Genomic DNA, 20212 nt, shown 5'->3' on the forward strand with positions numbered 1-20212 from the left:
AGGGCGAGAGGGCGGTTAATCCGAAAATGGCCAGGGCTCCGTTTTCAATTGCTCAGGGCTTGCACGCGAACTCGCGCCGTACCGCTGCCGATCATACCCAGCTGTTGGGCGGCCTTGCGTGAAAGATCGATCAAGCGCCCACGTGTATGCGGGCCGCGATCATTGATGCGGACAACCACGGATCGGTCGTTGTCGAGATTGGTGACCTTGACCTGCGTGCCGAAGGGCAGGCGCCGGTGGGCGGCGGTCAGGGCGTTCTGGTTGAAGGGTTCACCGCTGGCAGTTTTTTTGCCGTGGTGTTTGGCGCCGTAGTAGGACGCAGTGCCGGTTTCGTCGTAGCCGTTGGGGTCGATGAGGCCGCTGGCGCAGCCGGCCAACAGGGAGAACAGGGCCAGGAGGCCGAGTAGACGCTTCATTTTCAGGTTATCCCCCTATTGAATGTGGGAGGGGGCTTGCCCCGATAGCGGCGCGTCAGTCAATAGAATTGCTGGCTGATACACCCTCATCGGGGGCAAGCCCCCTCCCACAGTAGGCCGAGTTGAGCATGAGGTCTCACTCGGTCTCTTCACCGCTGTCAGCCTTCGAGTTTGCTTTTCAGCAATTCGTTCACCTGTTGCGGGTTGGCCTTGCCTTTGGAGGCTTTCATCGCCTGGCCCACAAAGAAGCCGAACATCTTGCCGCGCTTGGCTTCGTCTGCCGCACGGTATTGTTCGACCTGCTCGGCGTTGGCCGCGAGCATTTCATCCAGCACGGCCGAGATCGCGCCGCTGTCGGTGACTTGCTTGAGGCCGCGCTTCTCGATGATCTCGTCGGCGCTGCCTTCGCCGCCGGCCATGGCTTCGAACACGGTCTTGGCGATTTTGCCGGAGATGGTGTTGTCCTTGATGCGCAGCAGCATGCCGCCCAGTTGCTCGGCGCTGACCGGGGCCTCGTCGATTTCCAGGCCCTGCTTGTTCAACAGGCTGCCCAGCTCAACCATCACCCAGTTGGCCGCCAGCTTGGCGTCACCGGCAATGCTCACGACCTTTTCGAAGTAGTTGGCTTGCTCGCGGCTGGACGCCAGGACGCTCGCATCGTAGACCGACAGGCCGAACTGTTCCTGGAAGCGCTCGCGTTTCTGCTGCGGCAGTTCCGGCAGGGTGGCGCGGATCTCGTTGAGGAACGAGTCCTCCAGCACCACCGGCAACAGGTCCGGATCGGGGAAGTAACGGTAGTCGTTGGCTTCCTCTTTGCTGCGCATGGCGCGGGTTTCGTCTTTGTTCGGGTCGTACAGGCGGGTTTGCTGGATGACCTTGCCGCCGTCTTCGATCAGCTCGATCTGGCGACGCACTTCGCTGTTGATCGCTTTCTCGATGAAGCGGAACGAGTTGACGTTCTTGATTTCGCAGCGAGTGCCAAACTCAACCTGGCCCTTTGGACGGATCGACACGTTGCAGTCGCAACGCAGCGAGCCTTCGGCCATGTTGCCGTCGCAGATGCCCAGGTAGCGCACCAACGCGTGGATGGTCTTGACGTAGGCCACGGCTTCCTTGGCGCTGCGCATGTCCGGCTCGGACACGATTTCCAGCAGCGGCGTACCGGCACGGTTCAGGTCGATACCGGTCGCGCCGGGGAATTCTTCGTGCAGGCTCTTGCCGGCGTCTTCTTCCAGGTGCGCACGGGTCACGCCGACGCGCTTGATGGTGCCGTCTTCCAGCGGGATGTCCAGGTGGCCCTTGCCGACGATCGGCAATTCCATCTGGCTGATCTGGTAGCCCTTGGGCAGGTCCGGGTAGAAGTAGTTCTTGCGCGCGAACACGTTGTGCTGGCCGATTTCGGCGTCAATCGCCAGGCCGAACATCACCGCCATGCGCACCGCTTCCTGGTTCAACACCGGCAGCACGCCGGGCATGCCCAGGTCGACCAGGCTGGCCTGGGTGTTGGGCTCGGAGCCGAACGTGGTGGCGCTACCGGAGAAAATCTTCGATTGGGTGGCGAGCTGGGTATGAATCTCCAGCCCGATCACGACTTCCCATTGCATAGTGTTCTCCTCAGAAGCCGGTAGGGGTGCGAGTGTGCCAGTCAGTGTTCAACTGGTACTGGTGCGCCACATTGAGCAGGCGGCCTTCCTGGAAATACGGGGCGAGCAATTGCACACCGACCGGCAGGCCATCGACGAAACCGGCGGGCATGGACAAGCCCGGCAGGCCCGCGAGGTTGGCGGTGATGGTGTACAGGTCTTCGAGGTACGCAGCCACCGGGTCGCCGTTCTTGGCGCCGAGTTTCCAGGCCGGGTTCGGCGTGGTTGGGCCGAGGATCACGTCGACGTGTTCAAAGGCGGCCATGAAGTCGTTCTTCACCAGGCGACGGATTTTCTGCGCCTTCAGGTAGTACGCGTCGTAGTAACCGGCCGACAGGGCGTAGGCGCCGACCATGATGCGGCGCTGCACTTCGGCGCCGAAGCCTTCGCCACGGGAACGTTTGTACAGGTCGGTGAGGTCTTTCGGGTTTTCGCAGCGGTAGCCGAAGCGCACGCCGTCGAAACGCGACAGGTTGGAGGAGGCCTCTGCCGGCGCGATCACGTAGTACGCAGGAATCGCGTGCTGGTTGTTCGGCAGGCTGATCTCCTTGATCACCGCGCCGAGGCCTTCCAGCGTCTTGACGCTGTTGTGCACCAGCTCGGCGATGCGCGGGTCGAGGCCGGCGCTGAAGTATTCCTTCGGCACGCCGATGCGCAGGCCCTTGAGCGAGGTGTTCAGGCTGGCGCTGTAGTCCGGCACGGGCTCATCGATGCTGGTGGAGTCCTGTTTATCGAAACCGGCCATGCCTTGTAACAGTATCGCGCAGTCTTCGGCGGTGCGGGCCAGGGGGCCGCCCTGATCGAGGCTGGACGCGTAGGCGATCATGCCCCAGCGGGAAACGCGACCGTAGGTCGGTTTCAGGCCGGTGAGGTTGGTGAACGCGGCAGGCTGGCGGATCGAACCACCGGTGTCGGTGGCCGTGGCGGCCGGCAGGAAGCGCGCGGCGACGGCTGCAGCCGAACCACCGGACGAACCGCCGGGCACGTGCTCCAGGTTCCACGGGTTTTTCACCGCGCCGTAGTAGCTCGACTCGTTGGCCGAACCCATGGCGAATTCGTCCATGTTGGTCTTGCCCAGGGTCACGGCCCCGGCGGCAGCCAGCTTGGACACCACGGTGGCGTCGTAGGGGGCTTTAAAGTTGTCGAGCATCTTCGAGCCGCAGCTGGTGCGAATGCCCTGGGTGCAGAACAGGTCTTTGTGGGCAATCGGCGCGCCCAGCAGTGGGCCATTTTCACCGTTGGCGCGACGTGCGTCGGCGGCCTTGGCCTGGCTCAAGGCCAGCTCTTCGGTGAGGCTGATGAAGCTGTTGACCTTCGGGTCGTGCTCGGCGATACGCGCCAGCAGGGTCTTGGTCAGCTCTTCGGAAGAAAACTTTTTGTCGGCGAGACCGCGGGCGATCTCGGCCAGAGTCATGTGATGCATTGCAGGCTCTTTCCCTTTAGTCGATGACTTTCGGAACCAGGTACAGGCCGTTTTCGACCGCTGGCGCGATGGACTGGTAGGCCTCGCGATTATTACTCTCGGTCACGACGTCAGCGCGCAGGCGCTGGCTGGCTTCCAGTGGGTGAGCCAGGGGCTCGATGCCGTCGGTATTCACGGCCTGCATTTGGTCGACCAGCCCGAGAATGCTGTTCAGGGCGGCGGTGGTCTGTGGAAGATCGACTTCATTGAGGCCCAGGCAGGCCAAATGAGCGATTTTTTCCACGTCGGAGCGTTCAAGCGTCATGGGAATCTCCAGTGGAAAACAGAACGGAGGCTGTCCGTGTGTTAGATTGTCGGAACACTACCGCATTTCTACGGTCTTACGGCCGCGATTGTGGGGTTAGGTGCACAGAAAGTCGGCCAATTTAGCACATTGGCGCCTTGCCCAAAATCCCTGTCGTTGTTAGAGTTTGCCGCACTTTTTTACCCACGCGTTGCCTAGGGTCCCTTTCCCATGTTCAAGAAACTGCGTGGCATGTTTTCCAGCGATCTTTCCATTGACCTGGGCACTGCCAACACCCTTATTTACGTGCGCGAGCGCGGTATTGTCCTGAATGAGCCATCGGTTGTGGCCATTCGGACCCATGGTAATCAGAAAAGTGTCGTTGCCGTCGGCACCGAGGCCAAGCGCATGCTCGGCCGTACACCAGGCAATATTGCTGCCATTCGTCCGATGAAAGACGGCGTGATCGCCGACTTCAGTGTCTGCGAGAAGATGCTGCAGTACTTCATCAACAAGGTTCACGAAAACAGTTTCCTGCAGCCCAGCCCTCGTGTGCTGATCTGTGTTCCATGCAAGTCCACCCAGGTTGAGCGTCGTGCCATCCGTGAATCGGCCCTCGGTGCCGGTGCCCGTGAAGTGTTCCTGATCGAAGAGCCAATGGCTGCTGCGATCGGTGCCGGCCTGCCGGTTGAAGAAGCGCGCGGTTCGATGGTGGTGGATATCGGTGGTGGTACCACTGAAATCGCCCTGATTTCCCTGAACGGTGTGGTGTATGCCGAGTCCGTTCGTGTAGGCGGCGACCGCTTCGACGAAGCGATCATCACTTATGTGCGCCGTAACTACGGCAGCCTGATCGGCGAATCCACCGCAGAGCGCATCAAGCAGGAAATCGGCACCGCCTATCCAGGCGGCGAAGTACGCGAAGTCGACGTGCGCGGTCGCAACCTGGCCGAAGGCGTGCCACGTGCCTTCACCCTGAACTCCAATGAAGTGCTGGAGGCTCTGCAGGAGTCCCTGGCGACCATCGTTCAGGCCGTGAAGAGTGCCCTGGAGCAATCGCCGCCGGAACTGGCTTCCGACATCGCCGAGCGTGGCCTGGTGCTGACCGGTGGTGGCGCCTTGCTGCGTGACCTCGACAAGCTGCTGGCCCAGGAAACCGGCCTGCCGGTGATCGTCGCCGAAGACCCGCTGACCTGTGTTGCTCGCGGTGGTGGTCGTGCACTGGAAATGATGGATAAACACACCATGGACCTGCTTTCCAGCGAATAAGCCTTTGCTGATGAGCCCATGTTTCGCCCGCAGGCAGCACTTTGCAGTGCTGCCTGTTGGCGTTTATCTTCTTCAATCTGCATCCAGGCCGGTTAGATGCCGTATGAATAAAGAGAACATTTGCCTGGGAGGAGCGGCTTATTAAACCGCTTTTCGCCAAAGGCCCCTCATTGGGCGTGCGCCTGTTGGTGCTGGTCGTGCTTTCGGTCGCGCTGATGGTGGTCGATGCCCGCTTTGCACTGCTCAAACCCGTGCGCAGCCAGATGTCGCTGGTGTTGATGCAGACCTACTGGATCACCGACCTGCCGCAACGTCTGTTCCAGGGCGTGGCCAGCCAGTTCGGCAGCCGCACCGAGCTCGTCGCCGAGAACGAAAAACTCAAGACCGAAAACCTGCTGTTGCAGGGGCGCATGCAGAAGCTGGCGGCCCTCACCGAGCAGAACGTTCGGCTGCGCGAGTTGCTCAATTCTTCCGCACTGGTCAATGAAAAGGTCGAAGTGGCCGAGTTGATCGGCATGGACCCCAACCCCTTCACCCATCGCATCATCATCAACAAGGGTGAGCGCGACGGTGTGGTCCTCGGCCAGCCGGTGCTCGACGCCCGTGGCCTGATGGGCCAGGTGGTCGAGCTGATGCCTTACACCTCGCGGGTGTTGTTGCTGACGGACACTACCCACAGCATCCCGGTGCAGGTAAACCGCAACGGCCTGCGCGCGATTGCCAGCGGTACCGGCAACCCCGAGCGCCTGGAGTTGCGTCATGTGGCCGACACTGCCGACATCAAGGAAGGCGACCTGCTGGTCAGTTCCGGCCTAGGTCAGCGTTTCCCGGCCGGCTACCCGGTGGCGACGGTCAAGGAAGTGATCCACGATTCCGGCCAGCCATTTGCCATTGTGCGTGCCGTGCCGACTGCAGCCCTGAACCGCAGCCGCTACCTGCTGCTGGTATTCAGCGACAACCGCACCCCGGAAGAGCGCGCCAACGACGCCGCCCAGGCCCAGGAAGCAGAAGATAAGCGAAACGGCATCGCGCCGATCGTTCCTGCGACGGTGCCCAAACCTGCATTCGTGGGGCCGCCCGCACCCGCCGCTGCCCCGGCCGCGCCTGTGGCCACGCCGGTCAAGCCGGCCGCCCACAACGCTCGCCCGGCCAAACCGGCGGCGACCAAGCCACCGGCCGCCACGCCTGCAGCCAAGCCTCCGGCGGCCGCTGCGACCACCACGCGGCAGAGGGAAGAATAATGGCCGGTACTCATTCGCGTAACGGTTGGATCGTCTGGCTGACCTTTGCCATCGGCCTGTTGCTCAGCGTTTCGCCGCTGCCACAGTTCATGGAAATCCTGCGCCCGCTCTGGCTGGCGTTGCTGCTGGCGTTCTGGGCGCTGAACCTGCCGCACAAAGTCGGCATGGTCACGGCAATGTTCCTGGGCTTGGCGGAAGATGTGCTCTATGGCACCTTGCTGGGCCAGAACGCGTTGATCCTGACGTTGATCACTTTCCTGGTGCTGTCGTTGCAGCAGCGTTTGCGCATGTTCCCGATGTGGCAACAGTGCCTGGTGATCCTGGTGATCTTCGGCCTGGCACAACTGGTTCAGCTGTGGCTCAGTGCCTTGACCGGTAACCGCCAGCCCACCCTTGCGTTGGTGCTGCCGGCCCTGGTCAGTGCGTTGCTGTGGCCATGGGTCAGCTTCGGTCTGCGTGGGTTGCGTCGTCGCTACAAAATCAATTGAATGGATTGCGAGGCTCTGCCTGGTTATCGAGCCCTACAGGGAGAGTCTGCAATGAATTCGCTTTACCTGGCCTCGGGCTCTCCGAGGCGGCGTGAACTGTTGACCCAGATCGGTGTGCCCTTCACCGTGGTCAGCGCCGCTATTGATGAAACCCCTCTTACAAATGAATCCGCCGTTTCCTACGTCGAGCGCCTGGCGCGCGGTAAGGCTGCGGCGGGTTTTGCTGTGCTCTCAAATACGTCTGGCGCCTGTGTGCTGGGGGCTGATACGGCTGTGATCGTTGATGGTCAGATCCTCGGTAAGCCCGTTGACCAGGCCGACGCCTTGGCGATGTTGATGGCCTTGTCGGGGCGTGAGCACGAGGTGCTCACCGCCATTGCCCTCACCGACGGCCAGCGCTGCGAGTGTATTTGTGTAAGCAGTCGTGTACGTTTTCGCGACATTTCTGTCGAGGAGGCTACAACCTACTGGCACAGTGGCGAACCCCAGGACAAGGCGGGCGGCTATGCTATCCAAGGCCTGGGCTCGGTGTTTGCAGCCGGGCTCAATGGCAGTTATTCGGCGGTCGTCGGCCTGCCGGTGTGCGAAACCGCACAACTGCTCCATCAATTCGGCATACCCTGTTGGCAAAATCTTACCGCGCGCTGATCGCCGTTCTCCAGCGCCCAGCCTTTAGCGATCGGTCACTATTGTGAAAACGCCTGAACGAGACCCAGCCATGAGTGAAGAGATTCTGATCAATATCACGCCGATGGAATCGCGCGTGGCGGTGGTAGAGAACGGTGTTCTGCAAGAAGTCCATGTTGAGCGCACCCAGAAGCGCGGGATCGTCGGCAATATCTACAAAGGAAAGGTGGTGCGTGTACTGCCGGGGATGCAAGCGGCATTCGTCGATATCGGCCTGGACCGTGCGGCATTTATCCATGCCTCGGAAATTTCCCTGCGCGAAGGCCCGGCCGTGGAAAGCATCAGTGCGCTGGTGCACGAAGGGCAGAGCCTGGTGGTGCAAGTCACCAAGGACCCCATCGGTTCCAAGGGCGCGCGGCTGACCACGCAGTTGTCGATCCCGTCGCGTTACCTGGTGTACATGCCGCGTACGGCACATGTCGGCATTTCCTTGAAGATCGAAGATGAAGCCGAGCGTGAGCGCCTGAAGAAGGTGGTCAGCGATTGCGTAGCCGCCGAAGGCATCAAGGAGGCGGGCGGCTTTATTCTGCGCACCGCTGCCGAGGGCGCCGGCGCCGATGAAATCCTCATGGACATCCGCTACCTGCGGCGTCTGTGGGACCAGATCGACGCCCAGATCAAGACCATCGGTGCGCCCAGCGTCATTTATGAAGACCTGGGCCTGGCCCTGCGCACACTGCGCGACCTGGTCAGCCCGAAGATTGAGAAAATTCGCATCGACTCGCGGGAAACCTTCCAGCGCACCACGCAATTCGTCGCCGAACTGATGCCGGAAATTGCCGACCGCCTGGAACACTACCCCGGCGAGCGACCGATCTTCGACCTGTATGGCGTCGAAGACGAAATCCAGAAAGCCCTGGAACGCAAGGTGCCGCTCAAGTCCGGCGGCTACCTGGTGGTGGACCCGGCGGAAGCCATGACCACCATCGACGTCAACACCGGTGCGTTCGTGGGCCATCGCAACCTCGAAGAAACCATCTTCAAGACCAACCTCGAAGCGGCTACCGCGATTGCTCGCCAACTGCGTCTGCGCAACCTGGGTGGCATCATCATCATCGACTTCATCGACATGGAAGACGAAGAGCACCAGCGCCAGGTGCTGCGGACCCTCGAGAAACAGCTGGAGCGTGATCACGCCAAGACCAACATTATCGGCATTACCGAGTTGGGCCTGGTGCAGATGACCCGCAAACGCACCCGAGAAAGCCTCGAGCAAGTGCTGTGCGAGCCGTGCAGCAGTTGCCAGGGGCGCGGTAAGTTGAAGACCCCGGAAACGGTTTGCTACGAGATTTTTCGCGAGATCCTGCGTGAAGCGCGTGCCTACCAGGCCGAAGGTTATAGAGTGCTTGCCAACCAGAAAGTGGTCGACCGGCTGCTGGACGAAGAGTCCGGCAACGTTGCCGAGCTGGAGGGATTTATCGGGCGCACGATACGCTTCCAGGTTGAAACCATGTATTCCCAGGAACAATACGACGTGGTGCTGCTCTGATCCCCATTCGCTTTCCTTTTATGAGACAGGCAGGCCTTGATCTGCCGTCCGACTACTGCCTTGAGGGTCGCCTGACATGGAGCGTCTGATACGCTTTTTTGCCGCTTTGACCCGTTGGGGGCTGGGCCTCTGCGCCTTGTCGCTGGTATTGGCGGCGGTGTACGTGAGCCTGGGGCGTGAATTGACGCCGCTGGTGGCCGAGTACCGTGCCGAAGTCGAAGCCAAGGCCCAGGCAGCCGTGGACATGCCTTTGCATATCGGCAGCCTCGAAGGCCGCTGGAGCGGCTTCGCGCCGGTATTGCTGGCCCATGATGTGATGCTGGGCGAGGGCAGCAGTGCCTTGCGCCTGGACCAGGTCGAGGTGGTGCCCGATGTCTGGGCCAGCCTGATGGCGCGCGAAGTGCGGATTGTCCACCTGCAAGTCAGTGGCCTGCAACTCAGCGTCAAGGAAGACAAGGACGGCAAGTGGGCCTTGCAAGGCCTGCCGGTTCAGGACGATCAGCCGCTGGACCCTGAGCAGTTGCTCACGAACATGCAGAAGGTCAAGCGCGTGTCACTGCTCGACAGCCAGGTGACACTGCAACCGTTCGACCAGGCGCCGGTGACCCTGACGTATGTCGGTCTGAACCTGCACACCGGCGTTACCCGCCAACGCCTGGATGCACGCCTGACCCTGCCCGATGGCCAGCCCCTCGCCATGAGCCTGCGCACCCGCATCCGCGCCAGCCAGTGGAAGGACGGCGAAGTCCAGGCTTATCTGAGCCTGCCCCAGAGTGACTGGGCCAGGTGGATCCCGGCGAAGCTGACTCAACAGTGGAAGCTCACGCAGTTCAAGGCGGGCGGCGAATTCTGGCTGACCTGGGCCAAAGGTGCCGTGCAGAGTGCGGTAGTGCGCCTCAACTCGCCACAGGTGAAGGGCCAATACGCCGAGCGCAAGCCGGTGCACATCGAAAACCTCGCGCTTACGGCCTACCTGCAACGCAGTGACACCGGTCTCAGCGTGCTGTTCGACTCGCTGGCGATGAGCCTGGGCGAGACTCGCTGGGAATCCCGCCTGCAATTGCGGCAGACCCTGGCCACCGACAAGGACCTGGAAGTCTGGAAGCTCCAGGCCGACCGCCTGGACCTGACGCCTATCACACCATTGCTCAACGCGCTGGCGCCGCTGCCGGAAGGTTTTGCCAAGACGGTCGAGCACCTCAAGGCCACTGGTCTGCTGCGTAATGTGCTGGTGGACTTCCGTCCCCAGGACACGACCGATAAGAAGGTCAGCTTCGCCGCCAACCTCGAACGCATCGGCTTCGATGCCTACTTCGGCGCACCGGCTGCGCGTAACGTATCCGGCAGCATCAGCGGCGACCTGGGTCAGGGCGAGTTGCGCATGGACAGCAAGGACTTTTCCCTGCACCTCGACCCGATCTTCGCCAAGCCCTGGCAGTACCTCCAGGCCAATGCACGCCTGACGTGGAAGCTGGACAAAGAAGGCTTCACCCTGATCGCCCCATACATCAAGGTGCTGGGCGAGGAGGGCAAGATCGCCGCCGACTTCCTGATCCGCCTGCATTTCGACCACAACCAGGAAGACTACATGGACCTGCGGGTCGGTATGGTCGATGGCGACGGGCGCTTCACCCCCAAATACCTGCCGGCGGTGTTGAGCCCCGCCCTGGATGAATGGCTGCGTACCGCGATTCTCAAGGGCGCGGTGGATCAAGGCTTCTTCCAGTATCAGGGGTCGTTGAACCACGATGCGCTGCCGGCTTCACGCAATATCAGCCTGTTCTTCAAGGTGCATGATGCCGAGCTGGCGTTCCAGCCGGGCTGGCCTCACGTGAGCAAGGTCAACGGCGAAGTGTTTGTCGAGGAGAGCGGTGTGCGCATCCTGGCCAGCAAGGGCCAGTTGCTTGATACCAAGGTCAAGGACATCTACGTCAATATTCCCCATGCACCTGCGGGCAAGGACAGTCATCTGCTGCTTACGGGCGGTTTTGCCGGTGGCTTGGGCGATGGCCTGAAAATCCTTCAGGAAGCGCCGATCGGCACTGCATCGACCTTTTCTGGCTGGAAGGGCGAGGGCGACCTGCAAGGCGGCCTTGACCTGGATATTCCGTTGGCCAAGGGCGCCGAACCGAAAATCGTGGTGGACTTCAAGACCGACAAGGCGCGCCTGCAATTGGCCGAGCCGCCCCTGGACCTGACCCAGCTCAAGGGCGAGTTCCGTTTCGACAGCGCCAAGGGCCTGAGTGGCCAGAACATCACCGCTCAGGCGTTTGATCGGCCGATCACCGCGCAGATCGTTGCCGACGGCAAGCCGGGCAATATCAGCACCCGTGTGAATGCCAAGGGTCAGGTTACGGTCAAGCGGCTGACCGACTGGTTGAAAATCAGCCAGCCGTTACCGGTATCCGGCGATATTCCGTACCAGTTGCAGGTGACCCTGGATGGCGCCGACAGCCAACTGATGGTCAGCTCCAACCTCAAGGGCGTGGCTGTGGACCTGCCGGCGCCGTTCGGCATGCCGGCCAGCCAGGGGCGTGACAGTGTGTTCCGCATGACCTTGCAGGGCGCCGAGCGCCGCTATTGGTTCGATTATGGCGAGCTGGCCAACTTTACCTTTGCTGCACCGCCGGACAAATTCAATGACGGGCGCGGCGAGCTGTTCCTCGGTGATGGCGATGCTGTGCTGCCGGGCGCCAAGGGCTTGCGCATTCGTGGGGTGCTGTCGGAGCTGGATATCGACCCGTGGAAGAAACTGGTGGATCGTTATGCGGGCAATGACCCGGGCGGCAGTGCCAAGCAATTGCTCAGCGGCGCTGACTTCAAGATCGGCAAGCTGACCGGTTTCGGCACGCAGTTCGATCGAGTCAATTTGCAACTGGACCGCAAGCCTGCAGCGTGGGGCGTGCAGCTCGACAGCCAGCAGGCCAAGGGCTCGGTCAACCTGCCGGACGCCAAGGGCGCACCGATTGCGATTAACCTGCAGTATGTGAAGCTGCCGGCGGTAGACCCTTCGGTGCAGGCGGATGAAAACGCGCCGGACCCCTTGGCGAACATCGACCCCAAGGATATTCCGGCGCTGGATATCGCCATTGATCAATTGTTCCAGGGCCCGGACCTGATCGGCGCCTGGTCGCTGAAAATCCGCCCGACCGCCAAGGGCCTGGCCTTCAACAACCTGGACCTGGGTCTCAAGGGTATGCAGCTCAAGGGGGCGGGTGGCTGGGAGGGCGCGGCGGGAGACAGCAGCAGCTGGTACAAGGGGCGCCTGGACGGCAAGAATATTGGCGATGTACTCAAGGGGTGGGGGTATGCGCCGACCGTCACCAGCCAGGATTTCCATCTGGATGTGGACGGACGTTGGCCTGGTTCTCCGGCCTATGTAGGGCCCAAGCGTTTCTCCGGCAGCCTGGATGCGGCGTTCCGCAACGGCCAGTTCGTCGAAGTGGAAGGCGGAGCCCAGGCCCTGCGGGTATTCGGCCTGCTGAACTTCAACTCCATCGGGCGGCGGTTGCGCCTGGATTTCTCGGACCTGCTCGGCAAGGGTTTGAGCTATGACCGGGTCAAAGGCCTGCTGGCCGCCAGCAATGGCGTGTTCGTGACCCGCGAACCGATCACCATGACGGGGCCGTCGAGCAACCTCGAGCTCAACGGTACCCTGGACCTGGTGGCTGACCGCGTCGATGCCAAGCTGCTGGTAACGCTGCCGGTGACCAACAACCTGCCGATCGCGGCGTTGATCGTGGGTGCGCCGGCCATTGGTGGTGCGTTGTTCCTGATCGACAAGCTGATCGGCGACCGTGTTTCACGCTTCGCCAGTGTCCAGTACAAGGTCGAAGGCCCGTGGAAGGACCCGAAAATCACCTTCGACAAGCCATTTGAAAAGCCAAACTGAGAGGCTGTGGAGTAGCATGGCCCCATGCCCTTTATGGAGTGTCGGCCCATGTCCTTTGCGGTAATTCAAATGGTCAGCCAGAGCGACGTGCTGGTCAACCTGGCCCAGGCCCGTCGCTTGCTGGAAGACGCGGCGGCTGGTGGTGCGAAGCTGGCGGTACTGCCGGAAAACTTCGCCGCCATGGGCCGTCGTGACGTGGCCGATATCGGCCGCGCCGAGGCGCTGGGCGAAGGCCCGATCCTGCCATGGTTGAAACAGACTGCTCGCGACCTCACCTTATGGATAGTGGCCGGTACTTTGCCATTGCCGCCCAAGGACCAACCGCACGCCAAGTCCAACGCCTGCTCGCTGTTGATCGATGATCAGGGCGAAATCGTTGCCCGTTACGACAAGCTGCACCTGTTCGATGTGGACGTTGCCGACGCTCGTGGTCGTTATCGCGAATCGGACGACTATGCTTTCGGGAGCAATGTGGTGGTGGCGGATACGCCGGTCGGCCGATTGGGCCTGACCGTGTGCTACGACCTGCGCTTCCCCGAGCTGTACAGCGAATTGCGCGCGGCGGGGGCTGAATTGATTACCGCGCCATCGGCGTTTACCGCGGTGACCGGCGCTGCGCACTGGGATGTGCTGATTCGTGCACGGGCCATCGAGACCCAGTGCTATCTGCTGGCGGCCGCCCAGGGGGGTGTGCATCCGGGGCCGCGGGAAACCTATGGTCATGCGGCGATTGTCGACCCCTGGGGGCGCGTGCTGACACAACAGGATCAAGGCGAAGCGGTGTTGCTGGCCGAACGCGATAGCAGTGAACAGGCGTCGATAAGGGCGCGCATGCCGGTGGTCAGCCATCGGCGCTTTTTCTCGCAGGGCGCACAGCGACCTGCTTCGGAACGATGAATTTAAGGCCATACCTATGAGCGAGTTGTTGTCCTCAGTCAGTGAACACCTCCTGGCACCCGGTGGCGTGACCATCGAAAGCTTGCAAACCGTGCTGGGCGATCTTGCCGGGCCGGGCATCGACGCGGCCGACCTGTATTTCCAGGGGCAGATTTCCGAGTCCTGGGCGTTGGAAGACGGCATCGTCAAGGAAGGCAGTTTCAACCTTGACCAGGGTGTGGGCGTGCGGGCGCAGTCCGGTGAGAAAACCGGTTTTGCCTACAGCAATGCGATCACCCTGGAGGCTTTGGGCCTGGCCGCACGTGCCGCACGCTCGATCTCCCGTGCCGGGCAAAACGGCACGGTGCAGGCGTTCAGCACCCAGGATGTGACCCAGTTGTACGGGCCGGAAAACCCGTTGGAAGTGATGACCCGTGCCGAGAAAGTCGACTTGCTCAAGCGTGTCGATGCCGCGACCCGTGCATTGGACCCGCGTATCCAGCAGGTCACCGTGAGCATGGCCGGCGTGTGGGAGCGCATCCTGGTGGCGTCCACCGATGGCGGCCTGGCGGCGGATGTGCGGCCGCTGGTGCGCTTCAACGTGAGTGTGATCGTCGAGCAGAACGGCCGCCGCGAGCGCGGCGGCCATGGCGGCGGCGGGCGTACCGACTATCGTTATTTCCTCACCGACGACCGTGCCATGGGCTATGCCCGTGAAGCGCTGCGCCAGGCGCTGGTCAACCTGGAAGCCATCCCGGCACCGGCAGGTACATTGCCGGTGGTACTGGGCTCGGGTTGGTCCGGCGTGTTGCTGCACGAAGCAGTCGGCCACGGCCTGGAAGGTGACTTCAACCGCAAGGGCAGTTCGGCCTACAGCGGGCGCATGGGCGAGATGGTTGCGTCCAGGCTCTGTACCATCGTGGATGACGGCACCCTGGCCGGGCGCCGTGGCTCGCTGAGCGTCGACGACGAAGGCACGCCGACCGAGTGCACGACTCTGATCGAAAACGGTGTGCTCAAGGGCTACATGCAAGACAAGCTCAACGCCCGCCTGATGGGCGTGGCGCGTACCGGTAATGGCCGTCGTGAATCCTATGCGCACCTGCCGATGCCGCGCATGACCAACACCTACATGCTGGGCGGCGAAAGCGATCCGGCTGAAATCATCGCCTCGGTGAAGCGCGGCATCTACTGCGCCAACCTCGGGGGTGGCCAGGTGGATATCACCAGCGGCAAGTTCGTGTTCTCCACCAGCGAGGCTTACCTGATCGAAGACGGCAAGATCACCGCGCCGGTCAAAGGCGCAACCTTGATCGGTAACGGTCCGGAAGCCATGAGCAAGGTGTCGATGGTCGGTAACGACCTGTCGCTGGACAGCGGCGTGGGCACATGCGGGAAAGATGGGCAGTCGGTACCGGTGGGTGTCGGCCAGCCAACGCTGAAGATTGATGCGATCACCGTGGGTGGCACGGGGTCGTAAGCGGTGGAGCTTCGGGTGGCGAAGGCCGCCACCCGGGGAAGGGCATCAACGCAGGCCGCGTTGAGTCTCGTCCAGCTCACGGATGTACTTGAAGATTTTACGGCTGGTGGCCGGCGCCTTGTTATGCGCCAGCTCGTGCTGGGCCTGACGGATCAGGGAGCGCAGTTGCTGGCGGTCCGCGTCCGGGTAGTCCAGCACGAATTTCTCCAGCACCGCGTCATCGCCCGAGATCAGGCGGTCACGCCAACGTTCCAGGTTATGGAAGCGTTCGTTGTACTGGCGAGTGGAGGCATCGGTTTGATCGAGCAAAGTCAGAATGGCGTCGATGTCCTGGTCGCGCATCAGCTTGCCGATAAACATGATGTGCCGTTTGCGCGCGATATTCGCGGTGTGCTTGGGCGCATCGGCCAGGGCCCGGCGCATTTCGTCGGTCAGTGGCAGTTTTGCAATTAAATCTTTTTTGAGCGTTGTAAGGCGCTCGCCGAGGTCAACCAGCGCATGCAGCTCGCGTTTGACCTGGGTTTTGCTTTTCTCCCCATCGAGGGAGTCGTCGTAAGAATCAACCATGGTGGCAGTCCGCAAAGAAACGCCGCCATGATAACCAGTCGGGGGTCGCTTGTCCGGCCCGGTCGCTCGATGGCCTTAACCGAAAGCAGAATTTGAGTGGAGAAAACCATGAGTGCAGCCCAAAGCGTCGGTCCGCAAGCGTTACCGGCACTGCAGGAACAAGTCGAGCAGATCCTTGCCGAGGCCAAGCGCCAGGGGGCCAGTGCCTGTGAGGTGTCGGTGTCGCTGGAGCAGGGGCTGTCGACGTCGGTGCGCCAGCGGGAAGTGGAAACTGTCGAGTTCAATCGTGACCAGGGCTTTGGCATCACCTTGTATGTGGGGCAGCGCAAAGGTTCGGCCAGCACCTCGGCCAGTGGCCCGGAAGCGATTCGCGAGACAGTCGCCGCTGCGCTGGCGATTGCCAAGCACACGTCCGAGGATGAAAGCTCGGGCCTGGCCGACAAGGCGCTGATGGCCAAGGAGCTGAAGGACTTCGATCTGTTCCATGCCTGGGATATCACGCCGGAGCAGGCCATCGAGCAGGCGCTGACCTGCGAAGCCGCCGCGTTCGACGCCGATGCCCGCATCAAGAACGCTGATGGCACCACGTTGAGTACTCATCAGGGCTGCCGCGTATATGGCAACAGCCATGGTTTCATCGGTGGTTATGCGTCCACTCGCCATAGCCTGAGCTGCGTGATGATCGCCGAGGCCAACGGCCAGATGCAGCGCGATTACTGGTATGACGTGAACCGCCAGGGCGATTTGCTGGCCGACCCGGTCAGCATTGGCCAGCGCGCTGCACAGCGTGCGGCGAGCCGCCTGGGCGCGCGCCCGGTGCCAACCTGCGAGGTGCCGGTGTTGTTTTCGGCGGAGTTGGCCGGCGGCTTGTTCGGCAGTTTCCTGGGGGCGATTTCCGGCGGCAACCTGTACCGCAAGTCGTCGTTCCTTGAAGGTGCGATCGGCCAGAAGCTGTTCCCCGAATGGCTGACCATCGATGAGCGTCCGCACCTGATGCGCGCCATGGGCAGTTCGGCGTTCGACGGTGATGGTCTGGCCACGTATGCCAAGCCGTTTGTCGAGAACGGGGAATTGGTGTCCTACGTATTGGGTACTTACGCCGGTCGTAAATTGGGCCTGCCAAGCACAGCAAACTCCGGTGGCGTGCACAACTTGTTCGTTACTCATGGTGATGAAGACCAGGCGGCGTTGCTGCGGCGCATGGGGCGTGGCCTGCTGGTGACCGAGTTGATGGGCCATGGCCTGAATATGGTTACGGGCGACTACTCCCGTGGTGCAGCGGGTTTCTGGGTGGAAAACGGCGAGATTCAGTTTGCCGTTCAAGAGGTGACGATTGCCGGCAACATGCGCGATATGTTCAAGCAGATCGTCGCTGTCGGAAACGACTTGGAGTTGCGTAGCAATATCCGTACGGGTTCGGTGTTGATCGAGCGGATGACCGTCGCTGGCAGCTGATCCTTCAGACGCGCTTCAACAAGAAGGCGCGCCATCTTTATAGATGGCGCGCCTTTTTTTGTGGCTGCGTGTCAGGAGGATTATCCTGCTACTCTTGTTTTGATTCTCAATATCATTTAATAATAAATATCATTACCGAGTGAGCGTGGATCATGAGTTCTGTCCTGCATGAGGATCCTTACCTGGAGAGCTGGCGCTGGATGAGTCGCCAGATTCGTTGCGGCCTAGACCCCAACGAGCCGCGCCTGATCGAACACTACCTCAATGAGGGTCGATACCTGGCGTGCTGCACCGCGACCCATCCGTGGACGATCGCTGAAACCTCATTCCGCCTGTTGCTCGACACTGCCAGCGATATCGCACTGCCGTGGCATTGGCGTTCCCTGTGCCTGGACCAGGCCTGGCGCCCGCTGCGCGACCTGGAAAAACTCTCCCACTGTGCCTGCCGCCTCAAGCGCTGGCAGACCTTTGCCTGGCAATTGGCGACCTGCGAATTGCTGCCTTCCATTTCTGTTTCTGACCTGGTGCAAGGATCTAACGATGAGTAACACCCGTATCGAACGCGACAGCATGGGCGAACTGCAGGTGCCTGCCGAAGCCTTGTATGGCGCACAAACCCAGCGCGCGGTGAACAACTTCCCAATCAGTCATCAACGTATGCCCGCGCAATTCATTCGCGCTCTGATCCTGGCAAAGGCAGCTGCTGCCAAGGTTAACGTTGACCTCAAGCAGATCAGCGAAGGGCAGGGCAAGGCCATCGTCGATGCCGCCCAAGGCTTGCTGGAAGGCGACTTCATGAAGCACTTCCCGGTGGACATCTTCCAGACCGGCTCCGGCACCAGCTCCAACATGAACGCCAACGAAGTGATTGCAACCCTTGCCAGCCGCTTGCTGGGTGAGCCGGTCAACCCAAATGACCACGTGAACTGCGGCCAAAGCAGCAACGACATCATTCCGACCACGATCCACGTCAGCGCCGCGCTGGTGCTGCATGAGCAAACACTGCCCGCACTGTTGCATCTGGTGCAGGTGATCGAGCAGAAGGCGCAAGAGGTTCACCCGTTCATCAAGACTGGCCGCACTCACTTGATGGACGCCATGCCGGTGCGCATGAGCCAGGTGCTCAACGGTTGGGCGCAGCAGCTCAAGGCCAATATCGGGCATTTGCAGGACCTTCTGCCGAGTTTGCAAGCGTTGGCTCAGGGCGGTACTGCGGTCGGCACCGGAATCAACGCACACCCGGAATTCGCGGTGCGTTTCAGTCAGCAATTGAGCAGCCTGACCGGTGTGAAATTCACCCCGGGCAAGAACCTTTTCGCCCTGATTGGCTCCCAGGACACCGCCGTCGCTGTGTCCGGGCAGTTGAAAGCCACCGCCGTGTCGCTGATGAAAATCGCCAACGACCTGCGCTGGATGAACTCCGGCCCACTCGCAGGCCTGGGGGAAATCGAGCTGGAAGGCCTGCAGCCTGGTTCGTCAATCATGCCCGGCAAGGTCAACCCGGTGATCCCTGAAGCCACCGCGATGGTGGCCGCACAAGTCATCGGCAACGATACGGTCATCACGGTCGCCGGCCAGTCGGGCAACTTCGAACTGAATGTGATGCTGCCGATCATCGCCAATAACCTGCTCAGCAGCCTCGAGTTGCTGGCCAACTCCAGTCGTTTGCTGGCAGACAAGGCCATTGCCAGCTTCAAGGTCAATGAGGCCAAGCTCAAGGAAGCGCTGTCGCGCAACCCGATCCTGGTCACCGCACTCAACCCGATCATCGGTTACCAAAAGGCCGCTGAAATCGCCAAGAAGGCCTATCAGCAGGGCCGTCCGGTGATTGATGTCGCCCTTGAGCACACCGACTTGCCGCGCAGCCAACTGGAAATCCTGCTGGATCCGGAAAAGCTCACGGCCGGCGGCGTGTAATCACCGACTCTGCTTTGGAGGCTCACCATGGAGCACTGGAAACGCACGATCGAACGGGCCAATCGCTGCTTTATGGCGGGTGAATTGGTTGACGCTCGCGAGGCTTACTTGCAAGCCCTGGCCCTGGCCCAAGTGCTGTTCGAGCGCTGGGCAGATGCCGACGAAGCAGTGGCGGCTTGCGTCATTTCCCATCACAACCTGGCGGACCTGCACCTGCGGCTGAACCAGCCGGAAGAAAGCGCGGAATACCTTTGCGCTATCCACCAGCGTCTGTTGCAGACCATGCAGGACCCGCGCCTGAGCCCGCAGTTGCGGGAAGCGGCGCTGCGCCAGAGCAGCAAAACCTATGTCGAACTGTTGAATTTCATCAGCGATCACGGCGAATACCCTCGCACCCATCGCTTGCTGGGCGGTACTGCGGCGCAGCCCGCCACGCCCCACTACGGAGCACATTGAAATGACTTACACCTTGCCTGCCTTGCCTTACGCGTATGACGCCCTGGAACCGCATATCGATGCGCAAACCATGGAGATTCACTACACCAAGCACCACCAGACTTACATCAATAACCTCAACGCAGCGGTCGAAGGCACCGAGTTTGCGGGCTGGCCGGTCGAGAAACTGGTGTCCAGCGTGCAGCAACTGCCGGAAAAACTGCGCGCAGCGGTGATCAATCAGGGCGGCGGCCATGCCAACCACTCGTTGTTCTGGGCGGTGATGTCGCCCAAAGGCGGTGGCAAGCCCGAAGGTGCGTTGGGCAAAGCCCTCGACGAACAGTTGGGTGGTTTTGAGAGTTTCAAGGAAGCCTTCACCAAAGCCGCGTTGACGCGCTTCGGAAGCGGTTGGGCCTGGCTGAGCGTCACCCCGCAAAAGACTCTGGTGGTGGAGAGCAGTGGTAATCAAGACAGTCCATTGATGAACGGCAATACACCGATCCTCGGTCTGGACGTCTGGGAGCATGCCTACTACCTGCTGTACCAGAACCGCCGCCCCGAATACATCAATGCCTTCTACAGTGTTATCAACTGGCCAGAAGTTGCCGCCCGCTATCAGGCCGCTTTGGCCTGAAAACCACCCTCGACAAG

At 61.3% G+C, this 20212-nt stretch carries 18 protein-coding genes; 13 read left to right on the top strand and 5 right to left on the bottom strand.

The window, feature by feature from the left end; translation table 11 throughout:
* Nucleotides 1-44: 44 nt before the first annotated feature.
* The 4 genes from BM017_RS00995 to gatC all read right to left on the bottom strand — a co-directional run bounded on the left by BM017_RS00995 (nucleotide 45) and on the right by gatC (nucleotide 3786).
* A complete protein-coding gene (locus tag BM017_RS00995) occupies nucleotides 45-416 on the bottom strand; it encodes a septal ring lytic transglycosylase RlpA family protein (protein ID WP_071491134.1) in 372 nt (123 codons plus the stop codon).
* A gap of 158 nt (nucleotides 417-574) precedes the next feature.
* A complete protein-coding gene (gene gatB / locus BM017_RS01000; protein ID WP_092240726.1) occupies nucleotides 575-2020 on the bottom strand; it encodes an Asp-tRNA(Asn)/Glu-tRNA(Gln) amidotransferase subunit GatB in 1446 nt (481 codons plus the stop codon).
* A gap of 10 nt (nucleotides 2021-2030) precedes the next feature.
* Nucleotides 2031-3482, bottom strand: a complete 1452-nt coding sequence (gene gatA / locus BM017_RS01005; RefSeq protein WP_071491136.1) for an Asp-tRNA(Asn)/Glu-tRNA(Gln) amidotransferase subunit GatA — start codon at nucleotides 3480-3482, stop codon at nucleotides 2031-2033.
* 16 nt (nucleotides 3483-3498) lie between these two features.
* The gene (gene gatC / locus BM017_RS01010) at nucleotides 3499-3786 is read right to left on the bottom strand and encodes an Asp-tRNA(Asn)/Glu-tRNA(Gln) amidotransferase subunit GatC (RefSeq protein WP_071491137.1); all 288 of its coding nucleotides are present in this window, start codon (nucleotides 3784-3786) and stop codon (nucleotides 3499-3501) included.
* 210 nt (nucleotides 3787-3996) lie between these two features.
* On the opposite strand from gatC, the gene mreB reads away from it, so the two are divergent.
* The 8 genes from mreB to tldD all read left to right on the top strand — a co-directional run bounded on the left by mreB (nucleotide 3997) and on the right by tldD (nucleotide 15187).
* A complete protein-coding gene (mreB, locus tag BM017_RS01015) occupies nucleotides 3997-5034 on the top strand; it encodes a rod shape-determining protein MreB (protein WP_002555108.1) in 1038 nt (345 codons plus the stop codon).
* 140 nt (nucleotides 5035-5174) lie between these two features.
* The gene (mreC, locus tag BM017_RS01020) at nucleotides 5175-6275 is read left to right on the top strand and encodes a rod shape-determining protein MreC (protein ID WP_083351538.1); all 1101 of its coding nucleotides are present in this window, start codon (nucleotides 5175-5177) and stop codon (nucleotides 6273-6275) included.
* A complete protein-coding gene (gene mreD / locus BM017_RS01025; protein WP_071491139.1) occupies nucleotides 6275-6763 on the top strand; it encodes a rod shape-determining protein MreD in 489 nt (162 codons plus the stop codon). The genes mreC and mreD overlap by 1 nt, the downstream gene beginning before the upstream one ends.
* 51 nt (nucleotides 6764-6814) lie before the next feature.
* Nucleotides 6815-7411 (top strand): Maf family protein, encoded by a 597-nt coding sequence (locus BM017_RS01030; protein WP_071491140.1) that lies wholly within the window; start codon nucleotides 6815-6817, stop codon nucleotides 7409-7411.
* Nucleotides 7412-7481: 70 nt separating this feature from the next.
* On the top strand, nucleotides 7482-8939 hold the full coding sequence (gene rng, locus BM017_RS01035; protein ID WP_071491141.1) for a ribonuclease G: 1458 nt from the start codon (nucleotides 7482-7484) through the stop codon (nucleotides 8937-8939).
* Between the two features lie 76 nt (nucleotides 8940-9015).
* Nucleotides 9016-12831, top strand: coding sequence for a YhdP family protein (locus tag BM017_RS01040; protein WP_092240728.1), 3816 nt, complete (start codon nucleotides 9016-9018; stop codon nucleotides 12829-12831).
* Between the two features lie 48 nt (nucleotides 12832-12879).
* Nucleotides 12880-13728 (top strand): carbon-nitrogen hydrolase family protein, encoded by an 849-nt coding sequence (locus tag BM017_RS01045; protein ID WP_092240729.1) that lies wholly within the window; start codon nucleotides 12880-12882, stop codon nucleotides 13726-13728.
* A gap of 16 nt (nucleotides 13729-13744) precedes the next feature.
* Complete coding sequence (gene tldD, locus BM017_RS01050) at nucleotides 13745-15187, top strand: metalloprotease TldD (RefSeq protein ID WP_092240731.1); 1443 nt, start codon at nucleotides 13745-13747, stop codon at nucleotides 15185-15187.
* A gap of 45 nt (nucleotides 15188-15232) precedes the next feature.
* On the opposite strand, the gene yjgA is transcribed toward tldD, so the two are convergent.
* Nucleotides 15233-15754: a ribosome biogenesis factor YjgA gene (gene yjgA, locus BM017_RS01055; RefSeq protein WP_058423000.1), complete on the bottom strand. Its 522-nt coding sequence runs from the start codon at nucleotides 15752-15754 to the stop codon at nucleotides 15233-15235.
* 108 nt (nucleotides 15755-15862) lie between these two features.
* On the opposite strand from yjgA, the gene pmbA reads away from it, so the two are divergent.
* The 5 genes from pmbA (at nucleotide 15863) to BM017_RS01080 (ending at nucleotide 20195) form a co-directional block, all read left to right on the top strand.
* Nucleotides 15863-17209, top strand: coding sequence for a metalloprotease PmbA (gene pmbA / locus BM017_RS01060; RefSeq protein WP_092240733.1), 1347 nt, complete (start codon nucleotides 15863-15865; stop codon nucleotides 17207-17209).
* A gap of 152 nt (nucleotides 17210-17361) precedes the next feature.
* Nucleotides 17362-17757, top strand: a complete 396-nt coding sequence (locus tag BM017_RS01065) for a FagA protein (RefSeq protein WP_071491146.1) — start codon at nucleotides 17362-17364, stop codon at nucleotides 17755-17757.
* Complete coding sequence (locus BM017_RS01070; RefSeq protein ID WP_092240735.1) at nucleotides 17750-19126, top strand: class II fumarate hydratase; 1377 nt, start codon at nucleotides 17750-17752, stop codon at nucleotides 19124-19126. Before BM017_RS01065 ends, BM017_RS01070 begins: the two co-directional genes overlap by 8 nt.
* Before the next feature lie 27 nt (nucleotides 19127-19153).
* Nucleotides 19154-19582 (top strand): hypothetical protein, encoded by a 429-nt coding sequence (locus BM017_RS01075; RefSeq protein ID WP_092240737.1) that lies wholly within the window; start codon nucleotides 19154-19156, stop codon nucleotides 19580-19582.
* 1 nt (nucleotide 19583) lies between these two features.
* Nucleotides 19584-20195, top strand: coding sequence for a superoxide dismutase (locus BM017_RS01080; RefSeq protein ID WP_071491149.1), 612 nt, complete (start codon nucleotides 19584-19586; stop codon nucleotides 20193-20195).
* Nucleotides 20196-20212: the final 17 nt, after the last annotated feature.

Source organism: Pseudomonas sp. NFPP04 (assembly GCF_900113815.1).
Classification (GTDB): domain Bacteria; phylum Pseudomonadota; class Gammaproteobacteria; order Pseudomonadales; family Pseudomonadaceae; genus Aquipseudomonas; species Aquipseudomonas extremorientalis.